This is a genomic window from Actinomadura geliboluensis (genome assembly GCF_005889745.1).
In the GTDB taxonomy this organism is placed as follows: Bacteria; Actinomycetota; Actinomycetes; order Streptosporangiales; family Streptosporangiaceae; genus Spirillospora; species Spirillospora geliboluensis.
This window is the reverse complement of record NZ_VCKZ01000049.1, coordinates 1-22257: the sequence shown is the minus strand read 5'-3', so window position 1 is coordinate 22257 and position 22257 is coordinate 1. Positions and strand designations below refer to the sequence as shown.

18 protein-coding genes and 2 pseudogenes are annotated in these 22257 nt (G+C 74.6%); 13 read left to right on the top strand and 7 right to left on the bottom strand.

Annotated features, from left to right (window positions below):
• Positions 1-78 precede the first annotated feature (78 nt).
• From ETD96_RS09960 to ETD96_RS09950, 3 genes and pseudogenes are all read right to left on the bottom strand, one after another.
• Positions 79-1188, bottom strand: a complete 1110-nt coding sequence (locus ETD96_RS09960) for a DUF5685 family protein (protein WP_138636019.1) — start codon at positions 1186-1188, stop codon at positions 79-81.
• 98 nt (positions 1189-1286) lie between these two features.
• Positions 1287-2585: a helix-turn-helix domain-containing protein gene (locus tag ETD96_RS09955; protein WP_138636018.1), complete on the bottom strand. Its 1299-nt coding sequence runs from the start codon at positions 2583-2585 to the stop codon at positions 1287-1289.
• A 12-nt stretch (positions 2586-2597) separates the two neighbouring features.
• Positions 2598-2759, bottom strand: a pseudogene (locus tag ETD96_RS09950) (helix-turn-helix domain-containing protein); the annotation flags it as partial.
• Between the two features lie 195 nt (positions 2760-2954).
• On the opposite strand from ETD96_RS09950, the gene ETD96_RS09945 reads away from it, so the two are divergent.
• The 6 genes from ETD96_RS09945 to ETD96_RS09920 all read left to right on the top strand — a co-directional run bounded on the left by ETD96_RS09945 (position 2955) and on the right by ETD96_RS09920 (position 8962).
• A complete protein-coding gene (locus ETD96_RS09945) occupies positions 2955-4400 on the top strand; it encodes an NCS2 family permease (protein ID WP_138636017.1) in 1446 nt (481 codons plus the stop codon).
• A 134-nt stretch (positions 4401-4534) separates the two neighbouring features.
• Entirely contained in the window at positions 4535-5698 is a 1164-nt protein-coding gene (locus ETD96_RS09940) for a glycerate kinase (RefSeq protein WP_420884743.1), read from the top strand.
• A gap of 135 nt (positions 5699-5833) precedes the next feature.
• Positions 5834-6643 (top strand): SAM-dependent methyltransferase, encoded by an 810-nt coding sequence (locus tag ETD96_RS09935; protein WP_138636016.1) that lies wholly within the window; start codon positions 5834-5836, stop codon positions 6641-6643.
• 145 nt (positions 6644-6788) lie between these two features.
• Positions 6789-7904 carry an alanine dehydrogenase gene (gene ald, locus ETD96_RS09930; RefSeq protein ID WP_138636015.1) on the top strand — a complete coding sequence of 372 codons (1116 nt, stop codon included), beginning with the start codon at positions 6789-6791 and terminating at the stop codon, positions 7902-7904.
• A gap of 80 nt (positions 7905-7984) precedes the next feature.
• A complete protein-coding gene (locus ETD96_RS09925) occupies positions 7985-8575 on the top strand; it encodes a histidine phosphatase family protein (RefSeq protein WP_138636014.1) in 591 nt (196 codons plus the stop codon).
• An 87-nt stretch (positions 8576-8662) separates the two neighbouring features.
• Positions 8663-8962, top strand: coding sequence for a metal-sensitive transcriptional regulator (locus ETD96_RS09920; RefSeq protein ID WP_138636013.1), 300 nt, complete (start codon positions 8663-8665; stop codon positions 8960-8962).
• Here the strand turns inward: ETD96_RS09920 and ETD96_RS09915 are convergent, their stop codons facing one another.
• Positions 8963-9505 (bottom strand): MarR family winged helix-turn-helix transcriptional regulator, encoded by a 543-nt coding sequence (locus tag ETD96_RS09915; protein ID WP_240807444.1) that lies wholly within the window; start codon positions 9503-9505, stop codon positions 8963-8965.
• A gap of 115 nt (positions 9506-9620) precedes the next feature.
• Here ETD96_RS09915 and ETD96_RS09910 point away from each other — a divergent pair, with 115 nt between their 5' ends.
• A complete protein-coding gene (locus ETD96_RS09910) occupies positions 9621-11165 on the top strand; it encodes a DHA2 family efflux MFS transporter permease subunit (protein ID WP_138636012.1) in 1545 nt (514 codons plus the stop codon).
• 36 nt (positions 11166-11201) lie between these two features.
• Here ETD96_RS09910 and ETD96_RS09905 read toward each other — a convergent pair whose 3' ends face one another.
• The 3 genes from ETD96_RS09905 to ggt form a co-directional block, all read right to left on the bottom strand.
• On the bottom strand, positions 11202-12068 hold the full coding sequence (locus ETD96_RS09905) for an oxygenase MpaB family protein (protein WP_240807442.1): 867 nt from the start codon (positions 12066-12068) through the stop codon (positions 11202-11204).
• A gap of 99 nt (positions 12069-12167) precedes the next feature.
• Positions 12168-12530, bottom strand: a complete 363-nt coding sequence (gene cutA, locus ETD96_RS09900; protein WP_138636011.1) for a divalent-cation tolerance protein CutA — start codon at positions 12528-12530, stop codon at positions 12168-12170.
• A 58-nt stretch (positions 12531-12588) separates the two neighbouring features.
• The gene (gene ggt / locus ETD96_RS09895; RefSeq protein ID WP_240807440.1) at positions 12589-14457 is read right to left on the bottom strand and encodes a gamma-glutamyltransferase; all 1869 of its coding nucleotides are present in this window, start codon (positions 14455-14457) and stop codon (positions 12589-12591) included.
• A gap of 479 nt (positions 14458-14936) precedes the next feature.
• On the opposite strand from ggt, the gene ETD96_RS09890 reads away from it, so the two are divergent.
• The 6 genes and pseudogenes from ETD96_RS09890 to ETD96_RS09865 all read left to right on the top strand — a co-directional run.
• Positions 14937-16901, top strand: coding sequence for an amino acid permease (locus tag ETD96_RS09890; protein ID WP_240807438.1), 1965 nt, complete (start codon positions 14937-14939; stop codon positions 16899-16901).
• A gap of 195 nt (positions 16902-17096) precedes the next feature.
• Positions 17097-17930, top strand: coding sequence for an NUDIX hydrolase (locus ETD96_RS09885; RefSeq protein ID WP_138636010.1), 834 nt, complete (start codon positions 17097-17099; stop codon positions 17928-17930).
• Positions 17927-18952: a serine/threonine-protein kinase gene (locus ETD96_RS09880; protein ID WP_138636009.1), complete on the top strand. Its 1026-nt coding sequence runs from the start codon at positions 17927-17929 to the stop codon at positions 18950-18952. Before ETD96_RS09885 ends, ETD96_RS09880 begins: the two co-directional genes overlap by 4 nt.
• A 14-nt stretch (positions 18953-18966) precedes the next feature.
• Positions 18967-19938: a hypothetical protein gene (locus ETD96_RS09875; protein WP_138636008.1), complete on the top strand. Its 972-nt coding sequence runs from the start codon at positions 18967-18969 to the stop codon at positions 19936-19938.
• Between the two features lie 3 nt (positions 19939-19941).
• Positions 19942-21222, top strand: coding sequence for an adenylosuccinate synthetase (locus ETD96_RS09870; RefSeq protein ID WP_138636007.1), 1281 nt, complete (start codon positions 19942-19944; stop codon positions 21220-21222).
• Between the two features lie 36 nt (positions 21223-21258).
• Positions 21259-22257: pseudogene (locus ETD96_RS09865) on the top strand (hypothetical protein); the annotation flags it as partial.

Below are 22257 nucleotides of genomic sequence, written 5' to 3'. Positions count from 1 at the left end.
AAGGGCTTCGTCTACCCTACTGAGCCCGCCGGGATGGCACGTCCCGGGTCGGGCGGTGGCCCGGCCCGGGACGGACGGTCAGCTGCAGTCGCAGCAGCAGCCGTCGCAGCAGTCGCAATCGCAGTCGCAGTCGCAGCAGTTGCAGCACTCGCAGCAGTCGGAGCAGCCGTCGTCGCAGTGCCGGGTGCACCAGCAGCGGTCCCCGCACGAGTCGCCGTGGTGGTCGCTCCACTCGGGCTGGAAGACACCGCAGGTCACGCACACGGCCGCCCCGGTGAAGCACGGGACGGGCCAGCCGGGGCGCGGCGGCCGGGGGCCGTGCTTCGACTGGTTCTCCGGGTCGGCGAAGGCGCGGTCGACCGAGCGGGCGACCTCCCGGTCCAGCAGGGCCCGGACGAGCCGCGGCCGCTCCAGTTCCAGGTCGGCGAGGGCGAGGCGGAGCCCGTGCAGCGCGCCGTCGGCGTGCCGGCGGGCCTCGTCGAGGGAGGTGCCGGTGGCGAGGAGCGGGTTGTAGGCGCCCGCCGCGCGGTCGTGGGCGAGGTCCTCGACGGCGTCGAGCAGGTGCGCGAGGCGGCCGAAGAAGCGGCCGGCCTCGGCGAGGGTCTCGGCGTTGCCCTCCCGGCCCGCGAGGACGGCGGTGTGCGCGAACACGGCCGCGACGGCGGTCTCGGTCGGCTCGGTGAGGTCGAGCAGCCCGAGCCCGGGCGCCGCCTCCAGGGCGGGCTGGCGGGCGACGGCGTCGCGCAGCACCGCCGGGTCGAAGCCGACCGCGGCGCCCGTCCGGCCGCCGGCCGCGTCCCAGCGGCCCGCCATCCGGCCCGCCGCGGCGGCGACCGCGCGGCGCGCGTAGGGCCCGTCGCCGTCCGCGACGTGGTCGCGGGTCTTACCGGCCGCGAGCAGCAGCGACGCGGCGGCGGCGAGCCGGGCGCCCTGCGCCTTCGCGGTGACGACCTCGGCGGTCTTCATCCCGCGCAGCGCGCACGGCCCGGCCTTGCGGCGCGGCGACAGCTCCGGCGCCTGCGCCTCGACCAGCACCGACACCAGGAGCCCGTCGTAGTTGGTGACGAGCCGCGCGGCCTGGCCGTGCTCGGCCCGCAGCGTCAGGCACAGCCCGCACAGATGGGCCATCCAGTCCTTGAACAGCGACCCGCACAGGACATGCCTGCACGGCCGGACGACACCGAACACCGGCGACTCCCCCCAGCTCCGACAACTCGCAGCATTATGGACGCCGCGCCGCCCGCGCCGGTTCGATCACACGCCGGTTCTCTGACCGGCCGGTCCGGTCACACGCCGACGCAGGTGAGCGCGCGCCGGTAGGCGGCCATCCGGGTCTCCTCGGCGGTGCCCGCCTCGGCCAGCACCTCGGCGAGGTCGAACCACGCCTGCGCGGCCTCCCGGGAGGACTCCATCTCCTCCAGGCAGGTCGCCGCCCGGGTCAGCACCTCGACGGCGCGGTCCCGGCGGCCGAGCCGCACCGACGCCTCGCCGAGCACGGTCAGCGCCCCGGCGGTGGCCCGGCGCGGGGCGTCCCCGAGCAGGTCGAGGGCCTCCTCGGCGAGCGCCACCGCCTCGGCGGGACGGCCGAGCGCGGTCTCGGCGCGGGCCAGCTCGGTCAGGCACCAGGCGACGTCGATCTCCCCGGACGAGCTGGCGCTGATCTCGCCGCGCACCCGGGCGAGCAGCTCGCGGGCGCGGGCGGCCTGGTCGGGCCGGGCGCGCAGCAGCAGCCCGGCGTAGATCACGCGGAGCCGGTTCAGGTCGCGGGGGTCCTCGCCGTCGCCGGCCAGCAGCAGCGCCCGCTCGGCCAGCGTGACGCCCTCCTCGTACTCCCCGCGGATCTCCGCGACGTAGGCGGCCTCCCAGTAGGCGACCATCCGCGCCCGGGGGCTGCCGATCCGCTCGGCCCGCTCGACGAGCTGGACGGCGAGGTGGCGGGCCCGGACGAGGTCGCCGCGCTCGATGAACGCCGCGAGCAGCGCGGCGCCGAGGTGCACGGCCGCGTCGGTGGAGTCGGCGCCGGTCGCGATGAGGTGGCGCAGCGCGGTCTCGGCCGCTTCGACGCCCGCGCTGACGTCGCCGCGCTCGCGCAGGCAGCGGCTCAGCGCGACGTGCACCTTCGCCCAGTGGTCGAGGTCGGCCTCGGCGGAGGCCTCCTCGGTCAGCGCCGTCAGCTCGGCGATCGCCCCCTCCAGCTCCCCCGCGGCCTCCAGCGCGAGGGCGTGCCCCCAGCGGGCCTGGTGCAGCATGTCCGGCAGCGCGACCGCGTCGGCGCTCGCGAGGACCTCGGCGAACCGGGCCCGCGCCTCGGCCGCCGCGCCGTTGCTCAGCGCGATCTCGGCGTAGTCGAGGGTGACGCGCAGCTCGTCCACGACGTCCTCGCTGACGCCGCTGACGAGGTAGGTCGCCGAGCAGTTCAGCTTCGCCGCGAGCAGCTCGACCACGCTCGGGGCCGGCACCCGCTTGTCGCTCTCGATCAGCGAGATGTAGCTGTCGGACAACTCGGGGAAGGCGAGCTGCGCCTGGCTCACGCCCTGCCGGATGCGCAGGGCGCGGATCCGCTGCCCCAGGGTCTCCCGGTCCATCTGTGCCACCGCCTACAAGGAGCTCGCCGGCCGCGTCGCGCGCAGGGCGAGGAAGAAGTCGACTCGATCCTCAAGTGTGCCGAGGTCCCGGCCGGTGAGGTCCTCGATTCGCCGGATTCGGTACCGAAGCGTGTTCACATGGACGTGCAGCCGTGTCGCGCTGCGCCGCCACGAGTCCGCGCAGGGCTCCGCGCGGCGGTTCCGCACCTCCCGCCCGGCCGGTTCGACCGAGTCTCGCATTCGCACCAGGGCAGGCTATAGCGGACGCCTCACCCTCGTCACGCTCCGAAGTTCGCAGCGGCTACTCTGTGCACGCCCAGTCCGGCCCCGACCGCCGGAATCCACGCTGCGGAAAGCGGAGCGCCCGCCATGTCCAAGATCAGTACCGCGAAGACCGACGATTCGCCGCCGGCGGGCGGGCGCGGGCCGCTGGAGCGGCTGTTCGACCTCACCGGGCGGCGCACCACCGTGGCGCGCGAGCTGCGCGGCGGCGTCACCACGTTCTTCGCGATGGCCTACATCATCCTGCTGAACCCGATCATCCTCGGCGGGGCGAAGGACGTCACCGGCGCGACGCTGTCGATCCCGCAGCTGACCACGATGACCGCGCTGTCCGCCGCGGTCACCACGGTGATCATGGGCCTGGTGGGCAACGCGCCGCTGGCGCTCGCCGCGGGCCTCGGCATCAACGCGGTCGTGGCGTTCCAGGCGGCGCCGGTGATGACCTGGCCGCAGGCGATGGGCCTGGTGGTGATCGAGGGCGCGGTCATCGTGGTGCTGGCGCTCACCGGCATCCGCGAGCGGATCATGAACTCGATCCCGCTGGCGCTCAAGCACGCGATCGCGGTCGGCATCGGCGCGTTCATCGCGCTGGTCGGCCTCTACGACTCGGGGTTCGTCACCTCCAGCGCGACGAGCCCGCCGCTGTCGCTCGGCACCGGCGGCCACCTGTCGACGTGGCCGACGCTGGTGTTCGCGCTCACCCTGCTGCTGATGATCGTGCTCTACGTGCGGCGCGTGCCGGGCGCCATCCTGATCAGCATCGTCGCCGGGACGATCGGGGCCGTGGCCATCCAGGAGAACGCCTCCATCAAGGAGGGCGGCTGGGGCATCGTCACCCCGAACATGCCCGAGAAGCTGTTCGCGGCGCCCGACTTCGGGCTCTTCGGGGAGATCGACCTGTTCGGCGGCTTCGGCCGGGCCGGGGTCATCACCGCGCTGGTCGTGCTGTTCACCCTGGTGCTGTCGGGCTTCTTCGACGCGATGGGCACGATCCTCGGCATCAGCGACGAGGCGGGCCTGGTCAGCGAGAAGGGCGAGGTGCCGCGGCTCGGCCGGATCCTGTCGGTGGACGGCCTGTCCGCCGCGTTCGGCGGCATCACCAGCTCGTCCGCCAACACCGTGTTCGTGGAGTCGGCGGCCGGGGTCGGCGAGGGCGCCCGGACGGGCCTCGCCAACATCGCCACCGGCGCGCTGTTCACGGTGACGCTGTTCCTCACCCCGCTCGCCGCGACGGTCCCGGCGCAGGCCGCCGCGCCCGCGCTCGTCGTCGTCGGCGCGCTGATGATGACGCAGGTCGCCAAGGTGGACTGGAACGACCTGGAGATCACGATCCCGGCGTTCCTCACCATCGTGCTGATGCCGTTCACGTTCTCGATCACCATCGGGATCGGCGGCGGCATGGTCAGCTACGCGCTGATCAAGCTCGCCCGGGGCAAGGTCCGCGAGGTGTCGGTCTGGCTGTGGCCCGTGGTGGTGCTGTTCCTGGTCTTCTTCGCGATCAACCCGATCGAGCAGTGGCTGGACGTGCGGTAGCGGACGTCGGAACTCCGGGAGAACACGGCTCTGCGACCATTTGAGACTCTCGGGCGCGCTCGCGGGTGTCAAATAGTGCCGTCATGGCGTAAGCAGAAGGTAGGGCCTTACCCCCCGGCGTGAAAGGCGTGGCTGTGGTGTCCGCGGACTCTCCCCCCCGTCCGTCTCCGCCAGGTCACGTCCTGCTGGCGCCTGACAGGTTCCCGGGAGCGCTGACCGCGGCGCAGGCGGCGCGGCGCCTCGCGGCCGGGCTGCGCCGCGCCCGGCCGGACGTGCCGCTGGTGGAGCTGCCCGTCGCCGACGGCGGCGAGGGCACCGTGGCGGCCGCGGTGGCGGCCGGCTGGCGGGCGGTCGAGGTCGAGGTGTGCGGGCCGACGGGCCGCCCGGTCACCGCGCGGCTGGCGGTGCGCGACCGCAGCGCGGTGGTGGAGCTGGCCGAGGCGTCCGGGCTGCGCCGGCTGCCCGGCGGCAAGCCGCGCCCGCTCACCGCGTCCAGCCTCGGCACCGGCCAGCTGCTCGGGCACGCGCTGCGGCTCGGCGCCCGCCGGATCGTGCTCGGGCTCGGCGGCGGCGCCTGCACCGACGGCGGCGCGGGCCTCGTCCAGGGGCTCGGCGGGCGGCTGCTGGACGCGCTCGGCAAGGACCTGCCGCCCGGCGGCGCGGCGCTGCGCTCGCTGCACGCCCTCGACCTGCGCGGCCTGCCCGACATGTCCGGCGTCGAGGTGGTGGTGGCGGGCGACTCCGCGGGGCCGCTGCTCGGCCGCGGCGGCGCCGCCGCCGTGGACGGCCCGCGCCGCGGCGCCGGCCGCGAGGAGGTGCGGGTGCTGGACGCGGGGCTGCGCCGCTGGGCCGACCTCGCGGAGGCGGCCGCCCGCCGGACGGCCCGCGACCTGCCCGGCGCCGGGACGTCCGGCGGCGTCGGGTTCGCCGCGCTCACCTTCCTCGGCGCGACGATCGAGCCAGGTCCGGCGCTGCTCCTCGACCTGCTGGGCTTCGCCGACCGGGCCCGCGGCGCCCGGCTCGTCGTCACCGGCGAGGGCGTCCTGGACACCCGGTCGCTGCGCGGCTCCGCGCCGATCGGGGTGGCGCGGGCCGCCGCCCGCGCCGGCGCGCCGGTCATCGCGGTCGCCGGGCGGCGCGGGCTCACCGGCGAGCAGCTCCGCAAGGCGCGCATCCAGGCCGCGTACGCGCTGGCCGACATCGAGCCCGACGAGGAGCGCCGCGTCCGGAGGGCGGGGCCGCTGCTGGAGCAGCTGACGGTCGCGATCGCCGACGAGTGGCTCCCCGTCCGCCCGTGACCGCATCACTTCGGTGAACATTCACCGCTTTCGTGGCGGCGGAGGTGATCGGTCGCCTACGCTCCTGGCCAGCGGCGGACCCTCGGGTCTCACAGGCAGCGCGAGAACTCAACAGCGGCACGAGGCGGGCACGGCATGGCCGAAGATCAGTACGACTGGGCGTCCCTGGGGATCGACACCACCAAGCCGAGCATCGCTCGGACCTACGACGTGGTGCTGCGGGGCAAGGACAACTTCGAGGTCGACCGGGCCTTCGTGGCCGAGATCGTGAAGATCGTCCCGGAGATCTACGACGTCGCCGCCTACAACCGGGGCATCCTCGGCCGCGGCGTGCGGTACCTGGCCGAGGAGGCGGGCCTGCGGCAGTTCCTCGACCTCGGCTCCGGGCTGCCGACCGTGCAGAACACCCACCAGGTCGCGCAGGCGGTCGCGCCGGGCGCGCGGGTGGTCTACGTCGACAACGACCCGATCGTCCTCGCGCACGGGCGGGCGCTGCTGGCCGAGAACGCCGACACCACGGTGATCACCGCCGACGTCCGCGAGCCGGCGAAGATCCTCGCGCACGAGGACGTCCGGCGGCTGATCGACTTCGACCGGCCGGTCGGCGTCATGCTGGTCGGCATCCTGCACCACCTGCACGACGACGAGGACCCGCAGGGCGTCGTCGAGACGCTGATGGACGCGGTGCCGTCCGGCAGCCACCTGTTCGTCACGAGCTTCTGCGCGTCCAGCCAGGAGGCGGTCGACGCCGAGCAGCAGTACCAGGGGCTGCTCGGCACCGGGCGGTTCCGCACGCCCGAGGAGATCACCCGCTACTTCGACGGCCTGGAACTGCTCGACCCGGGCGTCGTCCCGCTGCCGCTGTGGCGGCCCGACGGGGACGTCCCGGACGAGCTGACCGTCGGCCAGCGCCTGATGTACGGGGGCATCGCCCGCAAGCCGTGACCGGGGCCGGGCCGCCGCCAGGGCCGCTTTACAGAGTGTCAGCGGAAGCGACGATGCCTTGACACACTGCTCGTAGCCGGAGGCGTCCTCCGGACCGCACGCTGGAGGCGCAGGTCCTGGTCAGCGTTGACGGAGGAGCCCCCCGGTGAAGATCGGTGTGCCGCGAGAGATCAAGAACCACGAGTACCGGGTGGCGAGCACCCCGGCGGGCGTGCACGAGCTGACCCGGCACGGCCACGAGGTGTTCGTCGAGCGGGGCGCCGGCCGCGGGTCGGCGATCCCCGACGAGGAGTACGCCGCCGCGGGCGCCAAGATCGTCGACGGCCCGGACGAGGTCTGGGCCGAGGGCGACCTGATCCTCAAGGTCAAGGAGCCGGTGGCGGCCGAGTACCCGCGGCTGCGCGCCGGCCAGGTGCTGTTCACCTACCTGCACCTGGCCGCGTCCCGCGAGTGCACCGACGCGCTGCTGGCGGCCGGCGTCACCGCGATCGCCTACGAGACCGTCCAACTGCCCGACCGCTCGCTGCCGCTGCTCGCCCCGATGTCGGAGGTCGCCGGGCGGCTCGCGCCGCAGGTCGGCGCCTACAACCTGATGGCGTCCAACGGCGGGCGCGGCGTGCTGCCGGGCGGCGTGCCCGGCGTCGCCCCGGCCAGGGTCGTCGTCATCGGCGGCGGCGTGTCCGGCCTCAACGCCGCGCAGATCGCCGTCGGGATGGGCGCGGACGTGACGGTCCTGGACGTGAACGTCGACCGCCTCCGCCACATCGACGCCATCTACCAGGGCCGGCTGCGGACCCTCGTATCCAGCGCCTACACGGTCGAGCGGGAGGCGCGCGCCGCCGACCTCGTGATCGGCGCCGTGCTGATCCCCGGCGCGCGGGCGCCGAAGCTGATCTCCAACGACCTCGTCGCGGGCATGAAGGCCGGGTCCGTGCTGGTGGACATCGCCATCGACCAGGGCGGCTGCTTCGAGGACTCCCGCCCCACCACGCACGCCGACCCGACCTACCGGGTGCACCAGTCGATCTTCTACTGCGTCGCGAACATGCCGGGCTCGGTTCCGAACACCTCCACCTACGCACTCACCGGCGTCACACTGCCCTACGCCGTCCAGATCGCCGACAAGGGCTGGCACCGCGCCCTGCGGGAGAACGGCGCCCTGGCCCGCGGCCTCAACGTGCACGCCGGCGAGCTGGTCTACGACCACGTCGCCGAGGCGCACGGGATGCCGTGGACGCCCCTCTCCTCCCTCCTCGACTGACCCGGCTCCCCACTCTCTCCCCCGCCCGTTCCCTCGGCCGGGGGTTCCGGGGCGCCGTCCCGCCGGGTAGACCGTTCCCCATGGGCGAACTGGTGCTGGTGCGGCACGGGGAGACGGAGTGGAGCCGGGCGCGGCGGCATACGGGGCTGACGGACGTGCCGCTGACCGCGCGGGGCGAGGAGCAGGCGCGGGCGCTGCGCGGGGCGCTGAAGGAGCGCCGGATCGCGCGGACGCTCGTCAGCCCGGCGCGGCGCGCGCGGCGGACGGCGGAGCTGGCCGGGCTCACGGCGGCCGAGACCGACCCCGACCTGTGGGAGTGGGACTACGGAGGCTACGAGGGGATCACCTCGGCCGAGATCCGCGAGGGCCGGCCCGGCTGGTTCCTGTGGGACGACGGGGTGGTCCCCGGCGACGCCGACCATCCGGGCGAGACCGTCGAGCAGGTCGGCGCACGCGCGGACGCGGTGCTGGCCGAGGCGGAGCCGTCGCTCGCGGACGGCGACGTGGTGCTCGTCGCGCACGGCCACTTCCTGCGGGTCCTGACGGCGCGGCGGCTCGGTCTGGAGTCCGCCCTCGGGCGGCTGTTCGCGCTCGGCACCGGGACGCTGTCGGCGCTCGGCACCGAGCACGGCCAGCCGGTCGTCAGCGCCTGGAACGTCCCGGCGCCGTAGTCCCCGCCAGCGCATAAGGTACCTGTTGGGGGATGTCCCCCAGGGGTACCCGGGCGTGCGCCCTCGGAAGGATTGCGGAGGACGGTAATGGCGACCAGCGAGACCCCCACCCGCGGGTACACCGCCACCAAGGACCAGCTGCAGACCCGGCTGGCCCGGATCGAGGGCCAGGTGCGCGGCATCGACCGGATGGTCGCGGACGACCGCTACTGCATCGACATCCTGACCCAGATCAGCGCCGTGCAGGCCGCGCTGGACAAGGTGGCGCTCGGCCTGCTGGACGGGCACGTCCGGCACTGCGTGGCCGAGGGCGCCGAGGAGGGCAAGGGCGACGCGATGTCCACCGAGCTGATGGCGGCCGTCGGGCGGCTCATGCGCCGCGGCTGATCACGGGCCCGGGCGGTGACCGCCCGGGCACCCGCAGGCCGTCTCGGCGGTCCCGGCCGCCGGGCCGTGCGCCTCCAGGTTCTCGACGAGGACGCGCCAGCCGTGCAGGAAGGCCGCCCGCTCGTCCGGGGCCAGCGCCTCCAGCGTCGCCCGCAGCGGGCTCAGCCGGCGCCGGGCGAACCGCTCGACCACCGCGCGGTGCGGCTCCCCCAGGCTGACGATCATGCGCCGGCGGTCCCGCTCGTCCGGGCGCCGCTCGACGAAGCCGCCGCGCTGCAGCTCCCCGACGAGCTGGCTGACCGTGGCGGGGCTGAGCGCCATGCGCCGGGCGAGGACGCCCACGGGCGCCGGGCCGTGCAGGACGAGGTGCATCAGCGCGGGCACGTGCCGGGGGCCGAGCCCGGCCTTCCGCACCCGCTCGATGAGGTCGTCGGCCCCGCCGTGCCCGCCCTTCATCCCGCGCACCATCCGGGTGACGAGCTGGACCATCGTCTCCAGGTCGGCGTCGATGGGCGCGTCGGTGGAGAAGCGATCCTCGGACATACCTTGAAGTTCAACACATTTCGTGATGCACTGCAAAATGTTGAACTTCAAGGTGTTTCACATCTTGCGTTCGGGGGACTCGGGGGTACCGGACCTTCAGGCAAGGGGGACGACCATGGCCGAAAGCCCGTCCACCAAGGTGGCCCCGCCAGGCAGCCCCGGCGGCGAACGGCTCGACCGGCAGACCATCGTGCTCGGCCTCGTGATCGTGGCCGGCACCGTGATGGCGATCCTGGACACCACGATCGTCAACGTGGCGCTGGAGACGCTCGGCCGCGACTTCGCCACCGACCTGTCCACCATCCAGTGGGTCATCACCGGCTACCTGCTGGCCATGGGCAGCGTCATCCCGCTCACCGGCTGGGCCGTCGACCGGTTCGGCGGGCGGCGCGTGTGGCTGACCTCGATCGTGCTGTTCGTGACCGGGTCGGTGCTGTCCGGCGCGGCGTGGGACATCGGGTCGCTGATCGTCTTCCGGGTGGTGCAGGGGCTCGGCGGCGGCATGCTGATGCCGACCGGCATGGCCATCCTGACGATGGCGGCCGGCCCGCGCCGGCTCGGCCGGATCATGAGCATCGTCGGCGTCCCGATGCTGCTCGGCCCCGTCCTCGGCCCGGTGCTCGGCGGCTGGCTGGTCGAGGACGTCGACTGGCGCTGGATCTTCTTCGTCAACGTCCCGGTCGGCCTGCTGGCCTTCGCGCTGGCCTGGTGGAAGGTGCCGCACGGCCACGGCGGCGACGGCGAGTCGGCGCTCGACCTGCGCGGGCTGGCCCTGCTGCCGCCCGGGTTCGCGCTGCTGATCTACGGGCTGTCCACCGCGAGCAAGGAGGGCGGCTTCGGCAACGCCACCACGCTCGGCTGGCTCGCCGCCGGCGCCGTCCTGGTGGCGCTGTTCGTGCTGCACAGCCTGCGCCGCCGCGAGCGCTCGCTGATCGACGTGCGGCTGTTCGCCGACCGGACGTTCGCCACCGCGTCCGTCGCGGTCTTCCTCGTCGGCATCGCGCTGATGGGCTCGATGCTGCTGATCCCGCTCTTCTACCAGACCGCGCACGGCGAGGGCGCGTTCGCCGCCGGCCTGCTGCTGGCCCCGCAGGGCGTCGGCGCGGCGATCGCGATGCCGCTGGCCGGGGTGGTCACCGACCGGTTCGGGGCCGGGCGGATCGTCCCCGTCGGCATCGTGCTGCTGGTGCTCGGCACCATCCCGTTCGCCCTGGTGGACGCGGGCACGTCCTACTGGCTGCTCGGCGGCGCGCTCATCGTGCGCGGCCTCGGCCTCGGCTGCACGATGATGCCGACGATGTCGGCCGCGCTCACGACGCTCCGCCGCGAGGCGGTGTCGCGGGCCAGCAGCTCGCTGAACATCATCATGCAGCTCGGCGGATCGGTCGGGACCGCGCTGCTGGCCGTCATCCTGTCCCGCGAGATCAGCGACCGGATCCCGCAGGCGGGCGGCGGCGGTGGCGGCGTCGGCACGATCCCCGCGCAGGTCCGCGAGCGGCTCGCGCCGCAGCTCGCCGACGCGTTCGGCAGCACGTTCTGGGTCGCGCTGATCCTCACCGCGCTGCTGATCGTCCCGGCGCTGCTGCTGCCGCGCCACGGCGCCCATGCCGAGGAGGACGCGGAGAAGGGCGGCGCGGGCGCGCCGCCGCCCATGGGCTGACGCCCCGGCGACCGGTCAGGACGCGGCCGGAACCCGTCAGGACGCGATGGACCAGGTGGCCAGGCCCGCCTCGTGCTCGCGCGTGAGCTGCTTGGCCCGCCGGGCGTCCGGCGAGTACCGGTACCGCTCCGGGACGACGTGCGACGTGCGGTACAGGCCCTTCAGCGTCAGCGTCGCCGCCAGGTCGGACGTCGGCAGCCCCGGCAGCCCGTACATGCGGCGCGCCCAGCGCGGCAGCGTCGCGACGGTCAGCGTGCCGATCGCGGGCGCGGCGAGCTTCAGCGGCAGCAGGTTCCGCGGGACGGCCGGGCTGAACATCCGGCGCAGGCCCTCGCGGGCCTCCCGGCACGCCCAGATCCGGCGCCGCATCTCCTCGTAGTAGTCGCGCATCTCCGCGACCGTGCCGGGCACGTCCGCCGGGTCGAGCCCCACCACGGCGGCGGCGCGGCGCTGCTCGTCGACGAAGGTGTCGGCCTCCTCGGCGGTCAGCGGGACGCCGGCGCGGCGCGCCACGTCGAGGTAGGAGTCGACCTCGCCGAGGTGGACCCAGAGCAGGTTCTCCGGGTCGTCGATCGGGAACGTCTCGCCGGTGCGCATGTCGAGCCCGGTCAGCTTGGAGTGCAGCCGGCGGACGCGGCGGCCCACCCGCTCGACCTCCTCCTCCGTCCCGTAGGTGCGGACGCGGACGAACTCGACCGTCCGGGTCAGCCGCGCCCACGCGGCGGCGGGGTCCATCAGCTCGGAGTTCTGCGCGGTCCCCCACATGGAGCGCGGATGCAGGGCCTGCAGCAGCAGCGCCCGGATCCCGCCGACCAGCAGCACGGGCTCGCCCATGACACGCCAGGTCACCGAGCCCGGCCCGAACAGCCCGTGGTCGGTTCCCACCTCGCCCAGTTCGCGCACGTCGACCGCCTTTCCGTCCCGCCGCGGCCCGGGAGCACACCCCCGGCCAGGGTAAACAAGAACTTACCCTGCCATGGCGCAGGTCACACGGTCCAGCGGTCAGTCGTCGGCGGGGTCCTCGACGGCCTCGTCGCGCGCGCCGGGCTCGGTCTGCTCGGTGATCCAGGCGAGGTAGTCCATGCTGCCCGCCACCACCGGCGTCGCGATGATCTCCGGGGTGTCGTAGGAATGGCCCTCGGTGATCAGCGAGGCCAGCTCGTCGAAGCGGTCGGCGGAGGTCTTGAACAGCACCATCCACTCCTCCGCCGACTCGATCTCGCCCTCCCACCAGTAGGTGCTCGCGATCGGGCCGACCAGCTGGGCGCAGGCGGCGAGCCGCTCGGCGACCGCCGACCGGGCCAGCTCGGCGGCCTCGGCGCGGGAGTCGGTCGTGGTCGTCACCTGCACGTAAGAGTGCGCCATGGCACGACTCCTTCCCGCTCGCCGCCCGCGCACGCCCCGCGTTCCGGCCGCGCGGCGGTCACCGGGCCGGCCGGACGACCAGCGCGCTGCCGCCGCCCCGCCGCGCCGGCTCCGCCACCGCCTGCACGAGGCCGGGCCGCAGGAACTCCAGCCCCGTCGCGGCGCCGATCACGCCCGCCGGCGGGCCGGGGAACGGCTCCAGGCGGTGGCCCCGCGCGGCGAGGTCGCGGCCGTACCGGTCGATGAACGCGGGCTCGGCGTAGACGTAGGGGGTGTTGCGCTGCGTCGCGCGGGGCGCGGCCAGGGCGGTGGGCAGGTCCATGCCGAGGTCGATGCGGTTCACCAGGATCTGCAGCACGGTCGTGATGATCGTCGACCCGCCGGGCGTGCCGAGCGCGAGCCGCGGCCGGCCGTCCTCGAGCACGAGCGTCGGGGACATGCTGCTGCGCGGGCGCTTGCGCGGCCCCGGCAGGTTCGGGTCGGGCGCCTGGCCCGGCGCCGGCGGCTGGAAGGAGAAGTCGGTCAGCTCGTTGTTCAGCAGGAAGCCCCGGCCGGGGACGGTGATGCCGCTGCCGCCGAACTGCTCGATCGACACCGTGTAGGACGCGACGTTCCCCCACTTGTCGGCGGTGACGAGGTGGGTGGTCTGCGGGCCCTCGAACGCCAGCGCGCGGGTCTGGGTGCCGGGCGGGACGCACGGCGCGTAGCTCCCGTCCGGGGAGCCGGGCGCGACGGGCGCGGGCGCGGCCCGGTCCGGCGCGATCAGGCAGGCGCGCTCGCGGGCGAACCCGGTGGACAGCAGCTCGTCCAGCGGCACGTCCACCTTGTCGGCGTCGCCCACGTAGCGGCCGCGGTCGGCGTAGGCGAGCTTGGACGCCTCCAGGTAGTAGTGCAGGGCGGTGACGGGGTCGCGGGCGTCGAGGCGGAAGTTGCCCAGGATGTTGAGCGCCTCCCCCACCGTGGAGCCGCCGGACGACGACGGCGGCATGCCGTACACGTCCATCCCCCGGTAGGGGACGTGGGTGGGCCGGCGCGGCACCGCGCGGTAGGCGGCGAGGTCGGCGGGCTCCATCAGCCCGGGGCGCACGGTGCGGCTCGCCGCGGGGTCGACGGGCGGCCGCGCGACGGTCCGGGCGATCTCCTTGCCGAGCCCGCCCTCGTAGAACCAGCCGGTGCCGCGCTTCGCAAGCTGCCGGTAGGTGTCGGCGAGGTCGGGGTTGCGGAACACCGAGCCGACCTCGGGCACCTTCCCGCCGGGCAGGAACAGCTTCCGGGTGGGGACGATGTCGCGGAAGCGCGCCTCGTTGACCGCCGTCTGGTCGTGGAACTCCCGGTCGACGACGAAGCCGCGGTCGGCGAGCCTGATCGCCGGGCGCAGCAGGGCGCCGAGGTCGCGGCTGCCGAACCGGCGCAGCGCGAGGTCCCACTGCGCGAGGGTGCCGGGCACGCCGACGCCGAGCCCGCTGGTGACGGCCTGGTCGAACGGGAGCGGCTTGCCCGTCGCCGGGTCGATGAAGGAGTCCTCCTTCATCCGCGCGGGCGCGAACTCGCGGCCGTCGATGGCGTGGACGCTGCGCGTGCGTGCGTCGTAGTAGGTGATGTAGCCGCCGCCTCCGATCGCGGAGACGTACGGCTCGGTGACGCCGAGCGCGGCACCGGCGGCGACGGCCGCGTCCATCGCGTTGCCGCCGTGCTTGAGGACGTCCAGGGCCGCCTTGCTGGCGTCGAGGTCGACGGTCGACACGGCGCCGCCGTAGCCGGTGGCGACCGGCTGTTTGACCGGCTTCTGCGGCGGCCCGGCGTGCGGGCCCGGCGCGGGGACGGGCGCGGCGACGGCGGCGCCCGGCACGGTCAGCGCCGCGGCGGCGGTCAGCACGGCGGTGAGCGCGGCGGCGAGCGGCGTGCGGCGCCGGACGCGCACGCGCACCGGCCGCACGGGACCGGACGGCCGTACGGGGTCGGCGGGCTGGGCGGGATCGGACGGCTTCGAGGGCGATGGGGAGCGGAACACCGGACCTCCAGTCGAACGCGGCGTCCCTACGGTGCCACCGATCTTCGCGGGGCGCCACCGTCCGCACCGGCCGGGCCCGGACGCGGCGCGGAGAAAGATCGTAAGCGCTTTCCCCCTGAGAAATCAGGGCCTTTCGCCACGGAACGGTCCATTAGAAAGGGATTCGGGAATCGAGCGCCGAGCGTGCGGACGCCGCCACGGCACGTCGCGGACCTGCGGTTTGGCAGGATGCGACAACGACGAGACGACAACCGACCCGACGAAAACGTTGCGATTATCCCCATACGTGGTGAATTCTTAGGGACTTCGACAAGCCATCACCTCGCGAACAGCGGCGCGGGTTCAGCACCCCCGGCCCGGCCCCCGGGCCGGCGGGACAACCTAGGACCTGGGACATGCGCATGCGCAACAACATGTTCCGCCGGCTGCCGGTGGAACAGGCCACCGGCCGGCTCTACGGCGGGCGGCACCGGCTCCGCGTGGTCTACCGGACCCGCGACCTCGTCGTGCTCGGCCTCGGCGTGATGATCGGCTCCGGCATCTTCAAGATCGCCGGGGAGCAGGCCAGCTCGACCGCCGGCCCCGGCGTGCTCGTCTCCTTCCTCATCGCGGGCGGCGTCTGCGTGCTGGCCGCGCTGGCGTTCGCCGAGCTGTCCTCGATCATCCCGGTGGCGGGCAGCGCCTACTCCTTCAGCTACGTCGCGTTCGGCGAGGTCTGGGCGTGGGTCGTCGGCTGGGCGCTGGTCATGGAGCTGCTGCTGGCCGCGTCGGTGCTCGCGCGGGTGTGGTCGCTCTACGCCACGCAGGCGCTGCACGACTTCGGGGTGCCGATACCGGGCGCGCTCGGCGACCTGATCGGCCAGGTGAAGGGGCCGGACGTGCTGGCCCTCGGCATCCTGCTGCTGGTCGTGCTGATGCTCGCCACCGGCAGCCGGCTGAGCCTGAAGACGCTGTGGTACATGGTGATGGCCAAGGTCATCGTCATCGGCCTCGTCATCGCCACCTGCCTGAAGTTCTTCGACGCCGGCAACCTCACCCCGTTCGTCCCGCCCGCCAAGCCCGCGCCGGAGGGCGACCAGACGGTGCTGGACGCCGTGCTCGGCGCGTTCGGCGGCGGCACCCCGCACGTGTTCGGCGTGTGGGGCCTGTTCGCGGCGGCGCCCGCCATCGCGTTCGCCTACATCGGGTTCGACCTCATCGCGACCGCCTCGGAGGAGACCGACGACGCGCCCCGCAAGGTGCCGCGCGGCATCCTCACCGCCCTGCTCACCGCGATCGTGCTGTACGCGGCGGTGGCGATCGCCCTGGTCGGCATGGTCGGGATGGACGGCTTCGCCAAGCTCGACCCCGACAAGCTGCTGCTCGCCGCCGCGTTCGACGGGGCCGGCGCGGGCGCGATGGGCAAGATCGTCGATGTCGGCGCGGTGCTCGCGCTGACCACCGTCATCCTGGTGGTGATGATCAGCCTGACCCGGGTGGTGTTCTCGATGGCCCGGGACGGGCTGCTGCCGCGCCCGCTCGCCGCGATGAGCCGCTACAAGGTGCCCTCCCGCGCCACGCTGCTCGCCGGCGGCGCGGCGGTCGTCATGTCGCAGACCATCGACGTGCTGACGCTGGAGCAGCTCGTCGTGATCGGCACGCTGTTCGCGTTCCTGTTCGTCGCCGCCGCGGTCCTCGCGCTGCGCCACTCCCAGCCCGACCTGCACCGGCCGTTCCGGATGCCGGCGGCGCCGCTGGTGGTGATCGTGACGATCCTCGCGGTCGGCTGGCTGATGCTGAACCTCAAGGTCCAGACCTGGGCGTACTTCGCTATCTGGATGGCGGTCGGCCTTGTGCTGTACCTGCTCTACGGGCGCCGCAAGAGCCAGATGAAGCTGCTGCTGGACGCGCCGCCGCCGGACCGCTCGGTCGCCGCCGCGCTGGGCGCCGCGCCGCCGCCCGGGGCGCTGCCGCCGGGCGTGGTCCCGGCCGGGCTGGCCGAGCACGCTCCTTACGAGAGCGGCCCGTACGAGAGCGGCCCGTTCGGGGCGCCCCCGTACGAGCCCGGCGCGCGGCGGCCCGGGGCGCCGGAGAGCCCCTACCCGACGGGCCGGTACTCGACCGCGCGGCAGCCGGGCGGCCAGTTCTCCCGGGACCCGCACCCGGCCGGGGGCCGCCCGCCCGAGCGCTACGACCGGGACGACCTCGCGCGGCCGTCCGGGCCGCACCCCGCGGGGCCGTACGGTCCCGGGCAGCCGGGCGACCCGTTCGGGACCGAGCCGGACCCGTACGCGTCCGGCCCCTACGGGTCCGGGCCGTATGGCCCCGCCGAGTACGGGGAGCACGACGAGGAGCCGCCCGGCGGCCGGCACCGCCGCTGACTTCGTCTTTGTGAAGTTCCGCCGAACGCAGCGGGCGCCGCCCCCCACCCGGGGAGGCGCCCGCTTCGCGTCTCGGCACCCGCTCTGGACAACGGGACCCGTCCGGGCTATGTTATTCTCACTACGAGATGAACTCACTCTGAGACTTACTCACTCTGAGACATACTCACTCGGAGACCGACGGGAGGCCCGCGGATGACCCCGGAACCGAGGCGCGGCGAGGAAGCGTTCCTCGCCGACTACGACCCGCGCGACTACGACCCGGTCGCCGTGACGGTGGACGTGGTGGCGCTGACCATCCGGGACGGCGCCCTGCACGTCCTGCTGGTCCGGCGCGGGCACCCCCCGTACGCGGGCATGTGGGCGCTGCCGGGCGGGTTCGTCCAGGCGGGCGGGCCGCTGCAGGGCGCCGACGCCGAGGACCTGTCCGACGCGGCCGTCCGCGAGCTGGCCGAGGAGACCGGGCTCAGCGCCAAGGGCGGCGTCCTCGGCCGGGTGCACCTGGAGCAGCTCGGCACCTACGGCTCTCCCGGCCGCGACCCGCGGATGCGCGTCATCTCCGTCGCCCACCTGGCGTTCGCGCCGGAGCTGCCCGACCCGGAGGCCGGCGGCGACGCGGCCGACGCGGCGTGGGTCCCGGTCGACGCGCTCGGCCTCACCGAGTCCGGCGACCAGCGCCCCGGCACCACCCGCAGGCTGGCGTTCGACCACGCGCGGATCCTCGCCGACGGCCTGGAGCGGGCGCGCGGGAAGCTGGAGTACACCCCGCTCGCGACGGCCTTCTGCGGCGGCGAGTTCACGATCCCGGAGCTGCGCTCGGTCTACGAGGCGGTGTGGGGCGAGGAGCTGCACGCCGGCAACTTCCACCGGAAGGTCCTGTCGGTGCCCGGCTTCGTGGAGGGCACCGGCGCCACCTCCGACCGCGGCGGCCGGCGCGGCGGGCCCCGCCCCCGGCTCTACCGGGCCGGCGACGCCCGCCTCCTGCACCCCGCCCTGCTGCGGCCCAGCCGGGAGGAGGAGATCAGATGACGCGGGCCCTGGACGACGCGCTGGCGCGGCTGGACCGGGCGCGCGTCCCGGCCGACCTGTTCGGCGCGGACGAGGCGGAGGCGGCGCGGCGCTACCGGGCGCTGGCGCGGCTCGTCCACCCGGACGCGACCGGCGGCCGCACCCGCGAGGCGTTCATCCGGCTGAACGACCTGTGGCGGGCCCGCCACAGCGCCGACGGGACCCTGATCAGCACTCGCCGCCACGCATACCGGCTGCACGGCGACCCGATCGGCGGCGACCTCGCGGAGCTGTACCCGGCCCGCACCGGGACCGGCCGCGAGGTGCTGCTGAAGATGCCGCGCGACCCGCGCGACGGCGACCTGATCGAGCGCGAGGCGGTGGCGCTGCGCCAGCTCCCCAAGGACGGCGACGGGAAGTTCCTGCCCTACGTCCCGCGCCTGGTCGAGTCGTTCCGGCACCGGGACGCGGCCACCGGCGTCCAGCGGCAGGTCAACGTGATCGGCGCGCTGGACGGGTTCCGCAGCCTGGCCGAGGTCCGGGCGGCGTTCCCGGACGGCGTCGACCCGCGCGACGCCGCCTGGATGTGGCGGCGGCTGCTCGTCGGGCTCGGGTTCGCGCACCGCGCGGGCGTGCTGCACGGCGCGGTGCTCCCCGAGCACGTGCTGATCCACCCGGAGGAGCACGGCCTGGTCCTCGCCGGCTGGTGCCACTCGGTGCCCGGCTCCTACGCGCACGTCGACGGGTCGGGGCGCGTCCCCGCGATGGTCGGCCGGTACGCCGGCTGGTACCCGCCGGAGGTGCCGGGGCGGCGCCCGGCGAGCCCGGCCACCGACATCTTCATGGCCACCCGGTGCATGACGCACCTGATGGGCGACAAGGCGCCCCCGGCGATGCGCTCGTTCGCGCGCGGCTGCACGCTGCCCGCGCAGAACCGGCGCCCGTCCGACGCCTGGCGGCTGCTGGCCGAACTGGACGAGCTGCTGGAGCGGCTCTACGGCCCGCGGCGCTTCCGCCCGTTCCACCTGCCCACCCCCCGCTGAAGGAGAAGACCGCCATGGGAAGCGGACACTGGTCCACCGACGTCTACGCCGCCCGAGCGAGCTACCGCGCGTCCACCGGCGCGAGCGCGTTCGCCTACTCCGACGGCGGCGCCACCGCCGTCCACCCCGACCTCGACCCGTCCGGCGTGACGGTCCGGGAGAGCCGGGACTCCGCCGACCACCCCGAGTCGCTCGCGATCGGCGTCCTGTTCGACGTGACCGGGTCGATGGGGACGGTCCCCCGGACGCTGCAGACCAAGCTCCCCGACCTGCTCGGGCTGCTGCTGCGCAAGGGCTACGTCGAGCACCCGCACATCCTGTTCGGCGCCGTCGGCGACGCCACCTGCGACCGGGCGCCGCTGCAGATCGGCCAGTTCGAGGCCGACAACCGGATGGACGACGACCTCGGCAAGATCCTCCTCGAAGGCGGGGGCGGCGGCCAGATGCGCGAGTCGTACGAGCTGGCGATGTACTTCATGGCCCGGCACACCGCGATCGACTGCTTCGACAAGCGCGGGAAGCGCGGCTACCTGTTCATGATCGGCGACGAGCTCGCCTACCCGAAGGCGAAGCGGCGCGAGATCGCCAAGGTCATCGGCGGGGAGCCGGACGAGGACGTCCCGGTCGCCGCGATCGTCCGGGAGCTGCAGCGCAGGTACGACGTGTACTTCATCATCCCCGAGGGCGCCTACCACTCCGGCAGCCGGGAGCTGACGGACTTCTGGCGGGAACTCCTCGGCCAGAACGTCCTCTACCTGGACGACCTGGACGCGGTGTGCGAGACGATCGCGCTGACCGTCGGGCTCGCCGAGGACGCCATCGACCTCGGCGAGGGCCTGGAGCACCTCGCCGAGGCCGGGTCGGACGCCGGCGCGTCGGTGTCGCGGGCCCTCGCCCCGCTGGAGGCGTCCCGCGCGCCGGTCGCGGTGTCGGCCGCGCCGCCGGGACTGGACGCCTCGGGCCCGTCCGCGACGACCCGGCTCTGACCCGTGGACCATGTGATCGTCGTCGACCTCGGCTTCGGGGACGCGGGCAAGGGCACGGTCGTCGATCACCTCTGCGCGACCCGCCCCGTGGACGTGGTCGTCCGGTTCAACGGCGGCGCGCAGGCGGCGCACAACGTCGTCGCCGGCGACGGGCGGCACCACACGTTCGCCCAGTTCGGCTCCGGGACGTTCACGCCGGGCGTGCGCACGCACCTGTCGCGGTTCATGCTGGTCGACCCGCTCGCCCTCGCCGCCGAGGCCGACCACCTGCGGTCCCTCGGCGTCGGCGACGCGCTCGACCGGCTCACCGTCGACCGGGACGCGCCGCTGACGACGCCGTACCACCGGGCCGCCAACCGCGCGCGGGAGACCGCGCGCGGCGCGGCCCGGCACGGGTCGTGCGGCATGGGCATCGGCGAGACGGCGTCCTACGCGCTCGCGCACGCCGACGCGCCCCGCGCGGGCGACTGCCTGGAGCCCGCGCGGCTGCGGCGCCGGCTGGCCGCCGTCCGCGACTGGTACCGCGACGCGTTCCCCGGCGGCCCCGGCGTCCCGGACGTGGACGCCTGCGCCGCCGCCTTCGCCGCGTTCGGGGAGCGGGTCGCGATCGTCGGCGGCGATCACCTGCACGGCCCGCTGCGCGGCGGCACGGCGGTGTTCGAGGGGGCGCAGGGCGTCCTGCTGGACGAGTGGCACGGCTTCCACCCGTACACGACCTGGTCGACGACGACGTTCGCCAACGCCGAGACGCTGCTGGCGGAGGCGGGCGCGTCCGCGACGCGGCTCGGGGTGCTGCGCGCGTACGCGACCCGGCACGGGCCGGGCCCGTTCGTCACCGAGGACCCGGCGCTGACCGCCGGCCTCCCCGACCGGCACAACGGCACGGGCCCGTGGCAGGGCGCGTTCCGGGTCGGCCACCTCGACGCGGTCGCGCTCCGGTACGCGCTGGACGCGGCGGGCGGCGCGGACGGCCTGGCGGTCACGCATCTGGACGTCGCGGGGGCGCGTCCCGATCTGCGTGTCGCGCGCGCGTACGAGATCGACGGCGCGCGGGTCGAGCGGCTGGAGACCGGGCCGCCCGACCTGGACCGCCAGGCCGCCCTCACCCGCCGCCTCCTGCGGGCCCGCCCCGTCTACGCGCCGCTCGGCGACGCCGTCGCGACGGTCGAGGACGCGCTCGGGGCACCCGTCGTGCTGCGCTCCTACGGGCCCACCTCCGCCGCCAAACGGGCCGCGAAACGCGATGGCCACCTTCGGACGCCCCTTGACCTCGGCCTCCGGTGAGACCAAGATCCCGCTACACGCCGCGATCATCCGGAGGTGGACGTGCGTCTCCCCCAGCGCACCCTGGCGGCCCTCGCGGCGATCGCCGCGGCCCTCGCCCTGCTGACCGTCCCGCCGGCGCCGCCCGCCGCGGCCGGGACCGGCGACGGCTGCGACCCGATCGACCCCGCCGCCTGCCTGCTGCCGTTCCCGAGCGACTGGTACACGGTGCCGGACGGCGGCACCGCCACGGGCCGCCGCGTCCACCTGCAGACGACGATCAAGAACGCGCTGGGGCTGCCCGTGGCGCCCGCCGAGTGGAACCGCGCGGACGGCTTCTCCCCCGGTTCCCCGCTGCTCGCCCGGGTGCCCGGCGTCGACCTGGCCCGCACCGGGGCCGCGCCGATCACCGACATCGGCGCGTCGCTGCGCGCGGACGCGCCGATCGTCATCGTGGACACCGCGACCGGCGAGCGCTGGCCGTACTGGGCGGAGCTGGACGCGAACGCGCCCGATGACCGGAAGGCGCTGATCGTCCGTCCGGCGAAGAACTTCCGTGAGGGCCACCACTACGCGGTCGCGCTGCGGAACCTGCGCGACGCGTCCGGGAACCCGATCGGGCCGAACGCGGCGTTCGCCAAGATCCTCGGGCCGGACCTGCCGTCCGGCGACCCGCTCGCCGCGCGGCAGCGGGCCGCGCAGAAGACCCTGGCCGCGCTCCAGGCGAACGGCGTGGGCCGCGACGGCCTCCACCTCGCTTGGGACTTCACCGTCGCGAGCCGGCAGAGCCTCGCCGGGCCCGTGCTGCACATGCGCGACGAGGCGCTCCGCAAGCTCGGCGACCGGTCCCCGTCGTTCCTCGTCACGCAGGTGACCGACGGCGTGGACGACAAGATCGCCCGCGAGGTGAAGGGGATCGTCTGGGCGCCGAGCTACCTCGACCAGTACGGCGGCCTGCCCGGCGCGTCCCTGCACCGGGGCCGGGACGGGCAGCCCTCGCAGCTGCCCGGCAACTCCCAGGCCGTGTCCCAGCGGACCTCGCCGTACTCGGCGCCC